A 17,619-nucleotide genomic window follows, 5' to 3' on the forward strand; every position below is an offset into this window, starting at 1 on the left:
ACTAAATGAATATTAAACCAAACACTTCAAAAAAGTGCTTCGTTGCCTTTTTTCTATTTTTAAGTTATTTGGGCATTGCTCAAAACACCGAAATTGACTTTTCTTATTTAAATACTAATTTATCCTTTGAAAAACGAGTTGATATTTTGGTTAACCAGATGACTACTGAAGAAAAAATCAGTCAATTAGTGAATGATGCTGATGCTATTCCAAGATTAAAGGTCCCTCAATATAATTGGTGGAACGAATGTTTACACGGTGTTGCCAGAGCAGGTTATGCTACGGTATTTCCTCAATCTATTTCTGTAGCAGCTTCGTTTAATAAATCGCTTTTAAAAGAAATTGGCGATGTAATATCTGATGAAGCCAGAGCCAAACATCACGAATTTGTTAGAAACAATAAAAGAGGAATCTACACGGGCCTCGATTTTTGGTCACCCAATATCAATATATTTCGTGACCCTCGTTGGGGACGCGGACATGAAACCTATGGAGAGGATCCTTTTTTAACAGGAGAGTTAGCTTCTCAGTTTATTCTAGGACTTCAAGGTGAAGATTCTAAATATTTAAAAACAATCGCTACTTCAAAGCATTTTGCGGTTCACTCGGGCCCTGAAGCATTAAGACACTCTTTTGATGTGGATGTAAGTGACAGAGATTTATACGAAACGTATCTACCAGCTTTTAGAAAAACAGTTATGGATGCTAAGGTTTACTCCATCATGGGGGCTTACAACCGATTTAGAGGTGAATCGTGTAGCGGTAGTGATTTCTTATTAAACAAGATATTAAGAGACGATTGGGGCTTTGATGGTTATGTTGTCAGCGATTGTGGTGCTATTCGAGATATTCATACAGGCCACCATATAGCAAAAACCGAAGCCGAAGCTGCTTCCATTGGACTAAAAGGAGGTTGTGACCTAAACTGCGGAAGTTACTACAACAATTTAACAGAAGCTTTAGAGGAAGGTTTAGTAAGTGAAGAAGACATCAATATTGCAGTAAAGCGCACTTTGCTAGCGCGATTTAAACTGGGAATGTTTGATAGTGAAAATGACGTTGAATTTTCAAAAATCCCATATAGTATTGTTTGTTCCGATGCGAACAACAGTTTAGCTAAAAAAGCAGCGCTGGAAAGTATTATCCTTTTAAAAAACAGCGATAATTTATTGCCGTTAGACAAAAATAAACTTAACAAAATCGCTATTATTGGTCCCAATGCAGACAATTGGGAATCGCTTTTAGGTAACTACCACGGTACTCCTAAAAATCCGGTTACCTTTTTAACAGGCTTAAAAAATAAAGTAGAGCCTGTTATTGAAATATCATATGCTGAAGGCTGTCACCTTTCCGAAGAAAAATTAAACCTGAAGCCCATTCCTTCTGTGTTTTTTGAAACTCTTGACGGTAAACAAGGTTTAGAGGCTTCATATTTTAATAATGTCAAATGGGATGGCTCACCTGTTTTACAACGTATAGATGATAATATTGATTTTTCATGGCAAAACGATCCGATCTCTATTGATTTAGATGATAATTTCTCTGTACTTTGGAAGGGTTACTTGGTGCCACAAACATCAGGTTCCTATGAACTAGCGATTTTATCAAAACGAGGGATGTCCCTAAAAATTGAAGGACAAGATATTACTAATGGTAAGGGTTCTGCGCATCACCCTAAATACGCTACCAGCATTTTAAATCTAGAAGCAGGAAAAAAATATGAAATTGAGGTTAGATATTTTAGTGATGAAACCAATGCTCTGGCACAAATGCTTTGGGCTAGAACAGATACCTATAAAATTCAAGAAGCTGTTGAAACAGCGAACAATGCTGACCTTTCTGTTGTCGTGCTAGGATTATCACAGCGCCTGGAAGGCGAAGGTGGTGATAAAAAAGACTTAGATTTACCACAACAACAAACCGAACTACTTAAAGCCATAAAAGCCACTGGTAAGCCCGTGATTTTAGTTATTAATGCGGGAAGTGCACTGGCTATTAATTGGGCAAAGCAACATGTAGATGCCATTATTAATGTGGGATACCCTGGTGAAGAAGGCGGTAATGCGCTGGCAGATGTCATTTTTGGAGATTATAACCCTGCTGGAAGATTACCAATTACCTATTATAATTCACTAAAAGATTTACCGCCTTTTGAAGATTACAACATGAAAGGGAGAACCTATCGTTATTTTGAAGGCGAGCCGCTTTATCCTTTCGGGTATGGCTTAAGCTATACGACGTTTAAATATTCTGATTTAAAATTTCCAAAGCAAATCAAAGCTGGAGAAAATCTTGACGTATCTGTTACCGTTACAAATTCAGGAAACCGCTCTGGCGATGAAGTTATTCAAGTGTATTTAACCGACGAGAAAGCATCAACTCCAAGACCTATTAGACAACTTGTAGCATTCGACCGTATCTATTTAAAACCAAACGAATCTAAATCCATTAAAATTTCAATAACTCCAAGACAGCTTTCATTAATTAATAAGCAAACAAAACGGGTTATTGAGTCTGGTAATTTCACACTTTTTGTTGGTGGTGAGCAACCAGGTTTTACGGAAGCCAACAACGCAACGTCTACCGAAGTTATTTCAGGAGCATTTAAAGTTAAAGGGACTTTGGAAATAGAGGGTTTATAAAATTTCTTTAAGTAAGTAAATAGGCTAGACAAATAAAGCACTAGTGCTTTGTGCCAAAGGGACTGCGTTTCAATAAATATTTCATACCCGCCGAATAGGCATCTGTACCACTACCAAAAGGATTCCTAGTTTCTGAATACACATTTTTCCCTTGATCGTTAAAAACACTCAAGGTAATGTGAGTATCATACATTATAGTAGTGCTAGAATTAGTTGAGGTCACCTCGGTTCCTTTTGTTTTTTTATCTCGATCATCACGTTTTTGCTTTTCATTATATGAATTGACACTACTTCCGTAAGAGCGCGCCCCTTTATTCTGAAGGTCACAAGTACCATACAACACATACTCCACTCCCAGCATCTTCGCCATATCCCCAGGAGGCGTTGTTCTCACTTGATCTGGGGAAATTCCATTCTGACTCAACAATGCTTCGGTAGTCATAGGGTCTTGAATAGTATACATCCCTGCCTTTTCAGCTCTCAAAATAAATACACAATCATTCTGCATTTGTTTGCCCATACTATTTGGGTCCACAGCCGGATCATTTGTATTTACATTAAAAGGCATCACAGCAATCTTGTTACGTTTATCGGCGGCAGTTTTCAAAGGGTCTGCTGCAGCGACCTTTTGGTTAATCACCTCAACCCTACCACTAGAAAAAATAATTTTTTCAATCTCGGATTTCTTTAATGTATATTCCAAATCTTCACCACTATGCACAAATTTTACGGTGCTATCATCCAGTCCTAAAATTTTACCAGTTTTTTCTTCCCCACTAAGCATAATTACCTTATCCTGGGCATATACTTGAGCCATAAATCCGAAAGTCAAAAATAAAAAGAGGATAAAAAAAGACCTCTTGGTGCATAGTGTTTTCATAGGTGTAGTTTTTATTGTTGGTTGTTAGACTTTTCAGATATTGCTCTCTAAATATAATTAAAAACAATCATCTGACAAACAAATAATTACAACACATCACACTCTTTTATATAAGCTTTACTCCATTCTTTAAAAATGGTACAACACAAAGCTTCATAACTAAAAAGCATCTTTCTTAAATTATCCTTAAACTGATTTCTTATAACATCAAAACTAGAAACGATTTACTTATAATATATAATCACTCTAAACCAAAATTAAAGTATATTTAATGTTATAACTGACGGTTACAAAAACAACTCTTCACCTTTGCAAAAAACGTCCCAACAGCATTGATATTTTAATTATGCCAAAGCTACATATTGAAATAAAAGAAATTAGACATGCTAGAAAGGCTCGAAGAATTGAAGAAATTTTAAGAAACAAAATTGACGTCAATTTTGTTTCTGTTTCAGCTTCGGGAATGGTCCAATTAGAATGGGACAACAATAATGGCCAGACCAATCCATCCACCATCATCCAATCCATAGAGCAATTAGGGTTTAAAATCGGGCAGATTCATAGTGCACCCCAAAAAAATAAATCGACTGGGCATCACGAAATTTCCTCAAAACTCCTGTTTTTTGGAGAAAACACCGAATTATATTTTGCCATAATCAGTGGGGTATTTTGGCTATTTGGGTTGGTCATTTCCCTGTCTTTTAACACTGTCCAAAGTGTTCCCACCACCCTTTTTGTTATCAGCTGTTTTTGGGGTGGATTTTTCACCTTCATTACGGCTGGTAAAGATTTGTTGAAAAGACAGTTTGAAATAGATTTTCTCATGCTATTTGCTGCTGTAGGTGCTGCAGCCTTGGGCAAATGGGGAGAAGGGGCACTACTGCTATTTTTATTCAGTTTGGGCCATGCCTTGGAACATTACGCGATGAAAAAAGCGAGAAAATCGATCAGAGCACTCTCCGATTTAACACCTCCCGTAGCATTAGTCAAACGAGATAATGCTGTAACAGAGGTTAGGGTTGAGCAATTAATGGTAGGAGATATTATCGTGGTTAAGCCCAACACTAAAATTGCAGCCGACGGGGTAATAATAAAAGGAACCAGCGCCGTTAACCAAGCGCCAATTACAGGGGAAAGCCTTCCTATTGACAAACGTCCCAGCCTACAATGGAAAAATGAAAATGACATAAATAAGTTAACGCCTGAAAATCGCGTATTTGCAGGTACGATAAATGGCAGCGGCGTTTTGGAAGTGAAAGTTTTAAAGCAAGCAAAAGACAGCACCCTCTCCAGATTGATCACTTTAGTAAAAGAAGCTGAAACCCAAAAATCCCCTACACAACACTTAACAGACAAGTTTGAAAAATACTATGTCCCCATAGTTTTGATTGTGGTGATATTACTGTTGTTTGCCTTTTTAATCATTAACGAGACCTTTCAACAAAGTTTTTATAGGGCCATGTCAGTATTAATTGCTGCTTCGCCTTGTGCCCTAGCCATCTCCACACCAAGCGCAGTTTTGGCAGGAATAGCAAGGGCTGCTCGACAAGGCGTTTTGATAAAAGGCGGGCGACCATTAGAAGACTTAGGTGCGCTTAGTGCCATTGCTTTTGATAAAACAGGAACGCTCACGGAAGGCAAACCTAAACTTACCAACGCCATTCCTTACGGAAAAACGACCAAGGAACACTTATTGAAAGCTGCGGTAGCGGTAGAGGCATTAAGCGACCATCCATTGGCAGCAGCTATTGTGGAAGGTGGAAAGAAAGAATTGGGAGCAACAGACATTCCCGAAGCCGAAAATTTAGAAGCCTTGGTAGCAAGAGGCATTAAAGCCTTTTGGCTGGATTCCGTTATTCACATAGGAAATAGGCGGCTCCTAACAGAAATAACAGGTGAAGAAATCCCACCTGAAATTGACCGAAACATGTCAAAACTCGAGTCCGAGGGGCATACCGCCATGATTGTTCATCAAGACAAAGACTATTTGGGGGTCATCTCAGTGATGGACGTGGCCCGCCCAGAAGCCATAGAGACACTTTCAGCCTTAAAGGAACTTGGCATTAAAAGAATGATAATGTTAACAGGAGACCATCAAAAGGTTGCGGATGCCATTGCGAAAAACATAGGTATTACCGATCCTTTGGGCAGCCTGCTTCCAGAAGACAAAGTAACAGCCATTGAACAATTAAAAGCTACAGAAAAGGGCAGTGTCGCTATGGTGGGAGACGGCGTTAACGATGCTCCTGCCATGGCAAAAAGCACGGTAGGAATCGCCATGGGAGCGGCTGGTTCAGACGTGGCCTTGGAAACTGCCGACATCGCTTTAATGGCAGATAAATTGAACAACCTCCCTTTCGCCATTGGACTTAGTCGAAAAGCGAAGAGAATTATAAAACAAAACCTGATCATCAGTTTAGGAATGGTTGCAATTCTTGTACCATTAACGATTTTGGGCATGGTGGACCTGGGCCCTGCCGTTATAGGTCATGAAGGCTCAACATTAGTGGTCGTTCTAAATGCCTTACGGTTGTTGAAGTATAAACTGTAAAGTGGTTTAAACAAATAGAAGGCAACCCATAAAAACACAAAACCCGATTAATCTAGGATTAACCGGGTCTTTGTACCTTGGGTGGGAATCGAACCCACACTTCCGAAGAAACTGGATTTTGAATCCAGCGCGTCTACCAATTCCGCCACCAAGGCTTGAAATCGGATTGCAAAATTATAAATTATTTTCGTTCTCGCAAGAAAAATTTAGAACTTTTATTCTTTTAGACTTAAAATAAATTCATAAATTTGCACCTCATTTAACAAACCGAATTTTAATTCGTTACAAAACAAACATTTACCAATGCCTAATGTAGCTACAGAAGCCAAAATTTTTACCTGTACACAAAGCAGGGAACTCGCTGAAAAAATAGCCGAGAACTTTGGTGTTAAATTGGGGAACGTGATTACCTCAACTTATAGCGACGGAGAGTTTCAACCTTCTTACGAGGAATCTATTAGAGGAACTCGCATTTTCATTATTGGATCTACTCACCCTGGACCTCAAAACTTAATGGAAATGCTATTGATGATTGATGCCGCCAAGCGTGCTTCTGCTAGACACATTACTGCTGTATTGCCATATTTTGGATGGGCCAGACAAGACCGTAAGGACAAACCTCGAGTGCCTATTGCTGCAAAATTGGTTGCCAAAATGCTGGAAGCCGCAGGGGCAACCCGTATCATCACTATGGACTTGCACGCAGACCAAATTCAAGGATTCTTTGAAAAGCCGGTAGACCATCTCTTTGCATCTACTATCTTTTTACCGTATTTGGAAAGCTTAAACTTGGACAATTTAACCATTGCATCTCCTGACATGGGAGGTTCTAAAAGAGCTTATGCCTATTCCAAAGCATTGAGTAGTGATGTAGTTATCTGTTACAAGCAACGCGCCAAAGCCAACTTAATTTCCCATATGGAGCTTATTGGTGATGTAACTGGCAAGAATGTGGTTTTGGTTGATGATATGGTGGACACCGCTGGAACCTTAACAAAAGCAGCCGATTTGATGATGGAAAGAGGCGCCTTAAGCGTTCGCGCAATTTGTACCCACCCTATTCTTTCCGGTAGCGCCTACGAGCGTTTGGAGAATTCAAAATTGGAGGAATTGATTGTTACAGACTCTATTCCTTTAAAACAAGAAAGCAGCAAAATTCGCGTATTGACATGCGCCGAGCTGTTTGCCGATGTAATGCACAACGTGCACTACAACAAATCTATTAGTAATAAATTTTTAATTTAATATAAACAACAAATGAAATCAATTACAATCAATGGATCTCAAAGAGAAAGCGTGGGCAAAAAAGCAACGAAAGCCTTGCGTAATGCTGGACAGGTTCCTTGCGTATTATACGGAGGAGATAAGCCAGTACATTTCTCAGCACCTGAATTAGCATTCTCCAAACTGGTTTATACGCCTGATGCGCATACAGTTGTGATTGCTTTGGAAAATGGCGATACTTACAACGCTGTTTTACAGGACATCCAATTTCACCCTGTAACTGACAGAATTCTTCACATCGATTTCTACCAGTTATTCGAGGACAAAGAAATTACTATGGATATCCCAGTTCACATTATCGGTACTTCCAGAGGGGTATTAAATGGTGGTGTATTGCGTAAAAACAAGCGTAAACTTAGAGTGAAGGCACTTCCTGCTAACTTACCAGATTTTATCGAGGCAGACATTACGCCTTTGAGAATTGGTAGCAAGCTTTACATTACAGCTTTAGAAAATGAAGCGTATAGATTCTTACACCCAGACAACACTGTAGTATGTCAAGTAAGACGTTCTAGAGCAGCCATGAACGTGTCTGATGACGATGAAGATCTAGATGACGATGCAGCTGAGACACCAGCAGCAGAAGCTCAAGAATAGATTTAAAATCTTATATTCAAAAAGCATCTCCATTTGTGAGATGCTTTTTTATTTTTACACAAACAATCATGTATGTGTAGACTGTTTTTTAATTTCTTTAAAAGAAAAACTTCGGTTTTAGACAATGACATTCATTCCATGAAAAAATTTCTAATAGTAGGCCTTGGTAACATTGGTGATAAATACACCGAAACCCGACATAACATAGGATTTAAGGTATTGGATTATTTAGCCGACAAGGAATCCCTCACTTTTGAAACCCAAAAATTAGGTGATATTGCCACTTACAAATTAAAAGGAAGGCAGTTTATTCTTCTGAAACCAAACACCTATATGAACTTGAGCGGAAAAGCCGTTCAATATTGGCTCACCAAGGAAAAGATTCCTATGGAAAACCTTTTGGTAATCACGGATGATTTAAATCTTCCATTTGGGACCCTTCGCCTGAAAACCAAAGGCAGCGATGGTGGACATAATGGACTAAAAGACATACAGGACAAATTGCAAACCACTAAATACAATCGTTTCCGGTTTGGTATTAGCGATGCTTTTGCCAAAGGCAGACAAGTGGATTATGTTCTAGGTGAATGGACTCCTGAAGAAACCGAAAAGCTTCCCGAGCGACTGACAAAATCCATCGAACTGATCAACTCATTCGGGTTGGCAGGCGTTACCAATACAATGAACACTTTTAATGGAAAATAAAAAAGGAGCGATTAAATAATCGCTCCTTTTTATTTTATTTCTTCTTCTCGCTATTCAACAATAATCTTTTTGGTCGCGCTGCGTTCACCATCATTTACCGTAACCAAATACATTCCAGAATATACATTGCTCAAACTTATAGTTTGATTGAAATCCGATGAATTATCAAAAGCCTTTCCATATATCAAACGCCCTCTAATATCGTATACATCCACCTGAATATCATTCCCTGAATGAGAATTCAATTTAATAGTAAACTCTCCTTTATTAGGATTAGGAAATATATTGAATTCGTTAGCTGCAAATTCATCAATTCCTAATGAACTATTGGTCAAAGCACATAATTCAATATACCAAGAGTTTAAAGTTCCTTGGTCCGAAGAATAAAAATCAGTTATAGCCAATTGCCATTCTCCTTCTGCATTCAAATCTGAGAAGGTACTTAAAGGTGTTTCTGGTATAAATACTCCACTTACAGGATTGCTACAAGAAATGACACTTCCCTCATCATCAAAAACCACATCTAAATCATCTTGTCCATCATTGCAATTTCTATCATATAGCGTAACTACGGTCTCCCCATCTGGATGTCTCAATTCCAAAAACAAGTCCCCCGACCAATTATGCGAAATATCTGTGTATACTTTAATTGATTCAATCACCTGAGAATCTTCAATATTAATAGAACTTAACAAAATGTCTCCAGGGCTGTTTGCTCCAACACCATCCGGAATTTCTAAATTTAGATCTCCAGAATCATACTGCACACAGGTATACCCCAAAGCAAACACCTGAGAATTTACAGCATAATAAATATTATCTACCGCTTGCACCATTACCCGACAAAAAAACGATGGCAAAACATCCGGAATAACGATATCCTCTTGCCCATCATTAGGGGTATTTTCCGCCAAGACAATATCAAAACTATCGCCGCCATTAGTTGACAACAAGATGTTGACATGGGAAGTATTGATATTGTTTGCTGTAGTCCCAGCAACATCCCAAGTCACAGTTTCCGTTTCACCACTATTCCAAACAATACCTTCTTCATTTTGAGAAGTCACTGCAAAGGGCCCTGCATCAGCATTCACTGTTACAGTCATTAAATCTGCGTCCGTTTGACCGATTCCATTTCCAACTCCACTCCCATTATCACGAACCAAAAAGGCAAAATTCAAATCTCTAGACACTGAAGGGGTCACCTCCCATGTTGGTGTTAAATTACCATTCAAAACATCTTCTAGTTTTGGAAGGTAGCGCTGAGGGGAATCTGTGGGCAATAAAGAGCGATACACAGGACCCGTTGTCCATGTTGACATAGGAGTTGAGTACTTACCTGTAGGAGATGCATCATTTTGAGACCAGTTATAAGTTAATGTTTCAATACCATCAACATCGGTAGCCGAACCCGTCAAAACAAAAGCAGTACTAGCGGGAATTACATAATCGTTTCCAGCATTTGCTACTGGGGCTTGATTTACCAAATCTGTTTCTTCAGCACAATTATTTCCTACTCCCGTTTTAACATTATCCGTTATTTGTTTGACACTAATATAGTTGAAATGTGCATCACTATTACTTTGTACGTTTGGGTAACAAATACCAGCATATCCCATAATAGAACTACCACTACCTGGCTCAACTTCACTTTCACCATTTCCACTGAAACACTGTACACTTGATTGCGTATGGTATGCGCCAAACTGATGCCCCATTTCATGAGCCACATAGTCTATATAAAAGGCATCCCCAACAGGATTTGGACTACCGGTAAAACCTCTTCCTTTATGAAAACTATATTGAGAAGACGAAGCACAAACACAACCTATACAACCTGCATTCCCTCCCCCAGATGTATTAAAATTATGCCCAATGTCATAATTTGCCACCCCTATAACATCATCCAAGGTTTCAGCTGTTTTAAAATTATATTCTCCCTGCCATGGGTCTGAAAAAGAACTTAAATAAATCACCTCATCATTGTTAGGTATAAATTCCATGGTAATGGCAAGATCACGTTCATAAATTTCATTTACACGATTCATTGTAATCACCATTTGCGCCTGAACATTTGCCTTTTGAGTAGCAACATCTCCTGACCCAGCAAATAATGCACCGTACTCCCCTGTACAAGACAAGGCTAATCTATAGGTACGCAATTTTTCATCATCAGCAGCTACTCGCTGCGTAGTCACACCGTCATCAATTGAGTCTAAAGAAAGGCCATCTTCCTGTAAACAAGAAAAATCTTGTGTATTAAGACCCAAGTCAACTTTTTGATAGACCATATAATTTTTAAGATCCTCCGTATAAGGATCTATATATACAGTACTTTGTTTACCTGAAAGCACCAGAGCATGCAAACCAAACTGCGTCAAACTAAAACGCATTGAAGCCGTTGGATCCTCAATACCAAAAGCCTTGTAAGTTTTAATCATAGGGTATTTTGCTGCTAATACAGGATCCATAATTGGAGATTCCAAGACTCTGAACGACTGGAATTCTCCATTGGCTGAAGGAAATTCGATAACAGTATTGGATTTTCCTGAAATACTACCTCGTAAGGGAGCATTTTCAAGAATCTCCTTCAATTTATCAAGATTTAAAGTAAAAACCTTGAATGTATTGGGTTGAGAAGCCCTTTGTATTTTTTTAGACGTTTCCAAACTTCTAACATCTGCCCTGACCCAATATGTGTTTCTAGACTGAGAAAACATTACTGAGCTACTTAGTGCAAATACCAAAAGCCAGAAAAATTTAAGGTAATTTAACATCATTATTAATCAATTTTTAGGAATTCCTGCGAATATATCATATAATCTCAAAAGCAAAAAAAATACCCCGAATTAACCTTTAACTTTAACACTATTATTACTAGGACATTATAGCAATCAAACACTTTCACAACATTTCTATACCTATCATGAGATAACAAAAATAAAATTGCCAACAGCAAACAACCACCCATAACCTTTAGCTAACCAGAGACTACATTCCTTCAACATTTAACACTTTTATCATCAATATTTTATATTTTGGCCCCTCAAAACATAACATTACACTTTTACAAAAAAATGAAAAAAACTACTTTTAACTTAATGCTTTGGGGCTGTATGGCACTATCGCCATTCCTAAAAGCACAAAATCCCGAAACTACCCAAATCCGGACTTGCTTAACTGACGAGCACAACCAACAATTGCTAAACAAGCACCCAAATATGATGGGAAGCGAAACCTACGAAAATAGGTTAGCACCTAAAATTGAAACCTTAAAAACTCAAATCAAAAATTCAAATGGACAACGTAGCCTTCAATACACCATACCTGTGGTGGTACACGTCATCCATAATGGAGAACCAATTGGAACGGGGGCCAATATCTCTGACGAACAAGTACTGTCACAAATTCAAGTTTTAAATGAGGACTACAGAAGAATGGCTGGTACCAATGGATTTAACACGCACCCTGACGGAGCAGACGTGGAAATAGAATTCTGCCTAGCCTCAAGAACTCCAGATGGCTGTGTTACTACAGGAATAGATCGCATTGACATGTCGAACATAAACACAACATGGGCAAGCCCCAATACCATCGATGCCGTTCTAAAGCCTGCTACCATATGGGACGCTTCTCAATATATGAACATGTGGTCTGTTAACTTTGGCAGCAATGGTTTATTGGGCTATGCTCAATTTCCTGGAGGGCCAGCAAACACAGATGGTGTTGTATCAGACTACCGCTTTTTTGGAAGTAATGATGCGGAGGGAGTAACTATACCTGGTGTATACAATTTAGGAAGAACTATGACCCATGAAGTAGGGCACTATTTAGGTCTCTATCACACCTTCGAAAGTAATGGTGCAGGTAATGGTTGTAGTGGAAATGGAGATTACTGCGATGACACACCTGCGGTTGCTTCCGGAAATTACGGATGCCCCTCAAATTTAGATTCTTGCCCCTTCCCAAGTGGAATGCCCGATATGGTAGAGAACTACATGGATTACACCAATGATGCTTGCATGAATGTCTTTACCAATGATCAAAAAGCGAGAATCTTGGCCACATTACAAAATTCTGCTAACAGACCGAATTCAACCTCTTCCGATGCCTGCACAGCCTTAGCTGCTGTTAATGACGATGCATCCATCGAGATAAGATCTATGGATACGGATGCCTGCACAGGAACGGTTTCTGCTAACGTAAGGATCACAAACTATGGTGAAAGCACCTTAACCTCTGCAGAAATCAATTGCGATATCGATGGTTCCGACTCTGAAGTTTACTCATGGACAGGATCATTGGGTTATGGCGAATTTGAAGATATAACCCTCCCTACATTGATAAATTCCGCGGCAGGAGATCACAATTATAATGCCGAGGTAACAACTGCCAACAACAACTTAGATCAGCGCGACTGTAACAATTTTGTATCCTACCAGTTCACAAGTGCAGAATCATACGCCTCAACCACACAAGTTCATTTAACTTTAGTCACTGACGATTATGGAGCTGATACTGAATGGGAGTTCAGAGATAGTGAAGGAACAATTCTATATTCAGAAAGCTATTCAAATTTTGATTCGAATACGACATTCAATTACTCCTTTGATGTTATTGCTGATGAATGCTACACTTTTTTAATAACAGACTCTTGGGGAGATGGTTTAACAGACGAAGGAGGTTCCTACACTTTAACCACAGATGACGACACCGTGATCCATACAGGTAGTGATTTCGGTGATTCTGAAGAAACATTAATATCCACTTATACATTGAGTACAGAAGACTATTTTAGAACAACTGCTATTTCTTTGTACCCAAATCCTGTTAGTTCGCAACTGAATATATCTTTGGGAAGCTCTAACAACCTTCCAGATTCGTATGAGATATTTAACATTCTTGGACAGTCTATTCTACAAAAATCAATTACAAATAGTTCTGACTTGTCAATTAATACTTCTGCGTTTAGTAACGGCATGTATTTTATAAAACTTACTAAAGAATCAAGTAGTACAACATTGCGATTTATCAAAAAATAACCGCTTATATTAATCTTCTTTGGTAATTAAATTTGATTAAAGGGCTAAAGAAGTATATATCATAAAAAAGGAGGATTGAAATTATCAATCCTCCTTTTTTATTTTAAGGCCTTTAATACCTATTTTTACACAAAAAAGTAGGCTTGAAACTGCACAATTCTCCAACAACATATATAGATAAACCTTCTGTAATAACCATAGGCACTTTTGATGGTGTACATATTGGCCATCAAAAGATTATCAAACGCCTTATTACAACAGCTAAAAAGGAAGGATTGGAATCTGTTATACTCACTTTTTTTCCACACCCTAGAATGGTCCTTCAAAAAGATGCCAACATCAAACTCTTGAACACCATTTCAGAACGTCAGGAAATTTTAGAACAAACTGGCTTAAACCATTTAATTATAAAATCTTTCACCAAAGATTTTGCTAATTTATCAGCCCATGATTATGTCAAAAACATTCTGGTAGATGAATTACATGCCAAACATATTATTATTGGTTACGACCACCGTTTTGGAAAAAACAGAAGCGCCAACATTGAAAACCTAAAAACTTACGGCAAGGAGTTTGATTTTGAAGTTGAAGAAATCTCTGCGGAAGATATTGAAAATGTAGCCGTAAGCTCCACCAAAATAAGATCAGCTTTAAACAACGGAGATGTAGCCACAGCCAATTCTTATTTAGGCTATCATTATTTCTTAACAGGAACCATATCAAAAGGTAAAGGACTGGGCAAACAAATTGGTTTTCCAACTGCCAATATTCACATCGAGGAAGCGTATAAACTTATTCCAAAAAATGGAGTGTATGTTGTAAAATCACAATCAAACCAGCAAACGGTTTTTGGGATGATGAATATTGGCACCAACCCAACAGTAAATGGAAAACAACAATCCATCGAAGTTCATTTTTTCGATATCGATGAAAACCTTTACGGTAAAACCGTTCGTGTTGAACTATTGCACCGTCTAAGGGATGAACAAAAATTTGGGTCGGTGGCTTTATTACAGGAGCAGTTAAAAATGGATCGGGAAAATTCCCTTAAATTCATTGCCAACATTAATGACTAAAACCTTATTCAAACATATAGACAATAGTGCCCTAGTAATATTTAGGGTTATCTTTGGATTTCTATTAGTTTGCGAAAGTATTGGTGCCATCTTCACGGGATGGATCAAGCGTACCCTTATAGACCCCGAATTCACATTCTCATTTATTGGTTTTGAATGGCTACAACCATTACCCGGAAATGGCATGTATTTCTACTATGCTGTTATGGGGCTATTTGGTCTTTTCATTATGCTTGGCTACAAATACCGTTGGAGTATGTTGGCTTTTACCCTAATGTGGTCTGCAACTTATTTTATGCAAAAGTCATCCTATAACAACCATTATTACTTGTTGATACTTCTTAGTGCCATAATGGTCATCCAACCTGCCAACAGATATGTTTCATTGGATGCCAAGCTACATCCCGAAATCAAAAGTACTTCGATGCCTCAATGGTGTAAATATATTTTCGTGGTGCAGCTATTCATTGTTTACACCTATGCTTCTATTGCCAAAATATACCCAGACTGGCTCGATGGTTCTGCCATTGGGTTGATCTTAAAATCCAAACAGCATTATTTTTTGGTTGGCGAACTTTTGCAACAAAAATGGGTTCACTACTGCCTAGCCTATGGAGGCATTTTGTTTGATGGTTTGGTAATTCCTCTTTTGCTCTGGAAACCAACCCGTAAATATGCCTTTATTGCTTCCGTTTTTTTCCACTTATTTAACTCATTTGTATTTCAAGTTGGTATTTTTCCCTATTTATCCTTAGCCTTCAATCTCTTCTTTTTTGATCCAAGAACCATTCAAAAACTTTTCCTAAAAAACAAAAAGTTTTATGACAAAGGAGACATCATCATTCCAAAGTACCACAAAATTATTGTAGGTATCTTTGTCCTGTACTTTTTGGTTCAAATTGCACTTCCGTTAAGGCATCATTTAATACAAGACGATGTACTATGGACCGAAGAAGGACACCGTTTATCTTGGCGAATGATGTTAAGAGCAAAAAGCGGCATGGCCAATTACAAAGTAATCGATAAAGCTACAGGCAAAGAATTACCCATTAGACTTACCGATTACCTCACTCAAAAACAAATTAGAGGAGCAAAAGCAAAACCCGACATAATATGGCAGTTTTCACAACGACTCAAAAAAGATTTTGCCGATAAGGGATTTGAAGTACAAGTATTCGTTACCTGCTTTGTAAGTGTTAATGGAAAACCTCGCCAGCAACTTATAGACCCTAATGTAGATCTGGCCAATGTACCATGGGAACCCTTCAAACATAGCTCGTGGATTTTGCCCTCAAAACAAGATTGATTTTATAGCTAATTCCTTAAATTTGTTGCTTAAATTTTAAAGCATGCTACAAGTACCTTTTATTAGAGACAACCAAGCCGATATTATTGAACGTTTGTCAAAACGAAATATCGATGCCACCGAAATGATAGAAAACGTCCTTAACCTTGATGAGGATAGAAGACGTTTCCAAACACAATTGGACAATATATTGGCTGAATCCAATAGTATCTCCAAAGAAATTGGAATGTTGTTCAAATCGGGAAAAGTAGCAGAGGCCAATGCCCTTAAGGAAAAAACAGGTCAGTTGAAAGAAGACTCAAAAACACTTTCTGACCAACTTAACGAAACCACAGAAGCTCTAAACCAGTTACTGTATAAAATACCTAACGTTCCTAACAAAATTGTTCCTGCTGGCAATACCGATGAGGACAATGAAGAAATATACCGTGAAGGAGAGGTTCCCGTTTTACCAGAAGGCGCCTTACCCCATTGGGAATTGGCCAAGAAATATGACATCATAGATTTTGAATTAGGAAATAAAATAACCGGCGCAGGCTTTCCCGTGTATAAAGGGAAAGGAGCTCGATTACAGCGTGCCCTTATTTCTTACTTCCTTGATAAAAATACCCAAGCAGGCTATACCGAATACCAATTACCGCATCTGGTAAATGAAGCCTCTGGATTTGGGACTGGTCAGTTGCCAGACAAAGAAGGCCAAATGTACCATGTTACGGAAGATAATTTGTATTTGATACCCACTGCGGAGGTCCCTGCAACAAACATTTTTAGAGATGAAATGTTGAATAAAACAGATCTACCTATAGCCCTAACAGGATATACACCCTGTTTCAGAAGGGAAGCAGGAAGTTATGGAGCACACGTAAGAGGTCTAAACCGTCTGCATCAATTTGATAAAGTTGAAATTTTACGCGTGGAGCATCCAGAAAGGTCGTACCAAGCTTTAGAGGAAATGGTTGAACACGTTAAAGGTATTCTTAAAGAATTGAAACTCCCATATCGTATCTTACGTTTATGTGGTGGCGATTTAGGATTCACCTCTGCCCTTACTTATGACTTTGAAGTTTTCTCAACAGCCCAAGACCGTTGGTTGGAAATTTCTTCGGTTTCCAATTTTGAAACCTTTCAAGCCAATCGTCTTAAATTAAGATTTAAAAATGCCGATGGCAAAAAACAGTTATGCCATACACTTAACGGTAGTTCACTAGCTTTGCCAAGGGTATTGGCAGGCATCTTGGAAAACTACCAAACCGAAGACGGTATAGAAATTCCAGAAGCACTTATTCCATACACGGGATTTGACAAAATATAATCAGTAAGAAAAAACTGTAAAAAATCGATAAAAGGCAAAAAAAACATGTCATTCGTCGATTTTTTGTAGTTTTATTTTGATTTTTTGTAAATAAGTCTGAAGTTAGTACAGCGATTAAAATAACCTACTTATGAAAAATCTTAAACGCATAATTATACTTGTTTCACTTATTGTGTTGGTAAGTAAAATTTTCTTTTAATAAAGGACTTCATAAAGCCCACATA

Annotated in this window: 11 protein-coding genes and 1 tRNA gene; 9 read left to right on the forward strand and 3 right to left on the reverse strand. The window is 38.2% G+C overall.

Annotated features, from left to right (window positions below):
• Positions 1 to 5 precede the first annotated feature (5 nt).
• The gene (locus RBH95_RS16265; RefSeq protein WP_307900617.1) at positions 6 to 2,642 is read left to right on the forward strand and encodes a glycoside hydrolase family 3 C-terminal domain-containing protein; all 2,637 of its coding nucleotides are present in this window, start codon (positions 6 to 8) and stop codon (positions 2,640 to 2,642) included.
• A 40-nt stretch (positions 2,643 to 2,682) separates the two neighbouring features.
• On the opposite strand, the gene RBH95_RS16270 is transcribed toward RBH95_RS16265, so the two are convergent.
• Positions 2,683 to 3,522, reverse strand: a complete 840-nt coding sequence (locus RBH95_RS16270; protein ID WP_307900618.1) for a hypothetical protein — start codon at positions 3,520 to 3,522, stop codon at positions 2,683 to 2,685.
• Positions 3,523 to 3,868: 346 nt separating this feature from the next.
• Here RBH95_RS16270 and RBH95_RS16275 point away from each other — a divergent pair, with 346 nt between their 5' ends.
• Positions 3,869 to 6,073 carry a heavy metal translocating P-type ATPase gene (locus tag RBH95_RS16275; protein WP_307900619.1) on the forward strand — a complete coding sequence of 735 codons (2,205 nt, stop codon included), beginning with the start codon at positions 3,869 to 3,871 and terminating at the stop codon, positions 6,071 to 6,073.
• Between the two features lie 73 nt (positions 6,074 to 6,146).
• On the opposite strand, the gene RBH95_RS16280 is transcribed toward RBH95_RS16275, so the two are convergent.
• Positions 6,147 to 6,228: transfer RNA gene (locus RBH95_RS16280), tRNA-Leu, on the reverse strand.
• Positions 6,229 to 6,376: 148 nt separating this feature from the next.
• Here RBH95_RS16280 and RBH95_RS16285 point away from each other — a divergent pair.
• The 3 genes from RBH95_RS16285 to pth all read left to right on the forward strand — a co-directional run bounded on the left by RBH95_RS16285 (position 6,377) and on the right by pth (position 8,659).
• Positions 6,377 to 7,318, forward strand: a complete 942-nt coding sequence (locus tag RBH95_RS16285) for a ribose-phosphate pyrophosphokinase (protein ID WP_053990799.1) — start codon at positions 6,377 to 6,379, stop codon at positions 7,316 to 7,318.
• A 12-nt stretch (positions 7,319 to 7,330) separates the two neighbouring features.
• Positions 7,331 to 7,954 carry a 50S ribosomal protein L25/general stress protein Ctc gene (locus RBH95_RS16290; protein ID WP_307900620.1) on the forward strand — a complete coding sequence of 208 codons (624 nt, stop codon included), beginning with the start codon at positions 7,331 to 7,333 and terminating at the stop codon, positions 7,952 to 7,954.
• 138 nt (positions 7,955 to 8,092) lie between these two features.
• A complete protein-coding gene (gene pth, locus RBH95_RS16295; protein ID WP_307900621.1) occupies positions 8,093 to 8,659 on the forward strand; it encodes an aminoacyl-tRNA hydrolase in 567 nt (188 codons plus the stop codon).
• Between the two features lie 50 nt (positions 8,660 to 8,709).
• Here pth and RBH95_RS16300 read toward each other — a convergent pair whose 3' ends face one another.
• Complete coding sequence (locus RBH95_RS16300) at positions 8,710 to 11,253, reverse strand: reprolysin-like metallopeptidase (protein WP_307900622.1); 2,544 nt, start codon at positions 11,251 to 11,253, stop codon at positions 8,710 to 8,712.
• 483 nt (positions 11,254 to 11,736) lie between these two features.
• On the opposite strand from RBH95_RS16300, the gene RBH95_RS16305 reads away from it, so the two are divergent.
• From RBH95_RS16305 to serS, 4 genes are all read left to right on the forward strand, one after another.
• Positions 11,737 to 13,701 carry a M43 family zinc metalloprotease gene (locus RBH95_RS16305; RefSeq protein ID WP_307900623.1) on the forward strand — a complete coding sequence of 655 codons (1,965 nt, stop codon included), beginning with the start codon at positions 11,737 to 11,739 and terminating at the stop codon, positions 13,699 to 13,701.
• Positions 13,702 to 13,844: 143 nt separating this feature from the next.
• On the forward strand, positions 13,845 to 14,777 hold the full coding sequence (locus RBH95_RS16310) for a bifunctional riboflavin kinase/FAD synthetase (RefSeq protein ID WP_307900624.1): 933 nt from the start codon (positions 13,845 to 13,847) through the stop codon (positions 14,775 to 14,777).
• Positions 14,770 to 16,083: an HTTM domain-containing protein gene (locus RBH95_RS16315; RefSeq protein WP_307900625.1), complete on the forward strand. Its 1,314-nt coding sequence runs from the start codon at positions 14,770 to 14,772 to the stop codon at positions 16,081 to 16,083. Before RBH95_RS16310 ends, RBH95_RS16315 begins: the two co-directional genes overlap by 8 nt.
• A 43-nt stretch (positions 16,084 to 16,126) precedes the next feature.
• Positions 16,127 to 17,395 (forward strand): serine--tRNA ligase, encoded by a 1,269-nt coding sequence (gene serS, locus RBH95_RS16320; RefSeq protein WP_307900626.1) that lies wholly within the window; start codon positions 16,127 to 16,129, stop codon positions 17,393 to 17,395.
• Positions 17,396 to 17,619: the final 224 nt, after the last annotated feature.

This window comes from Mangrovimonas sp. YM274, assembly GCF_030908385.1.
Taxonomy (GTDB): Bacteria; Bacteroidota; Bacteroidia; order Flavobacteriales; family Flavobacteriaceae; genus Mangrovimonas_A.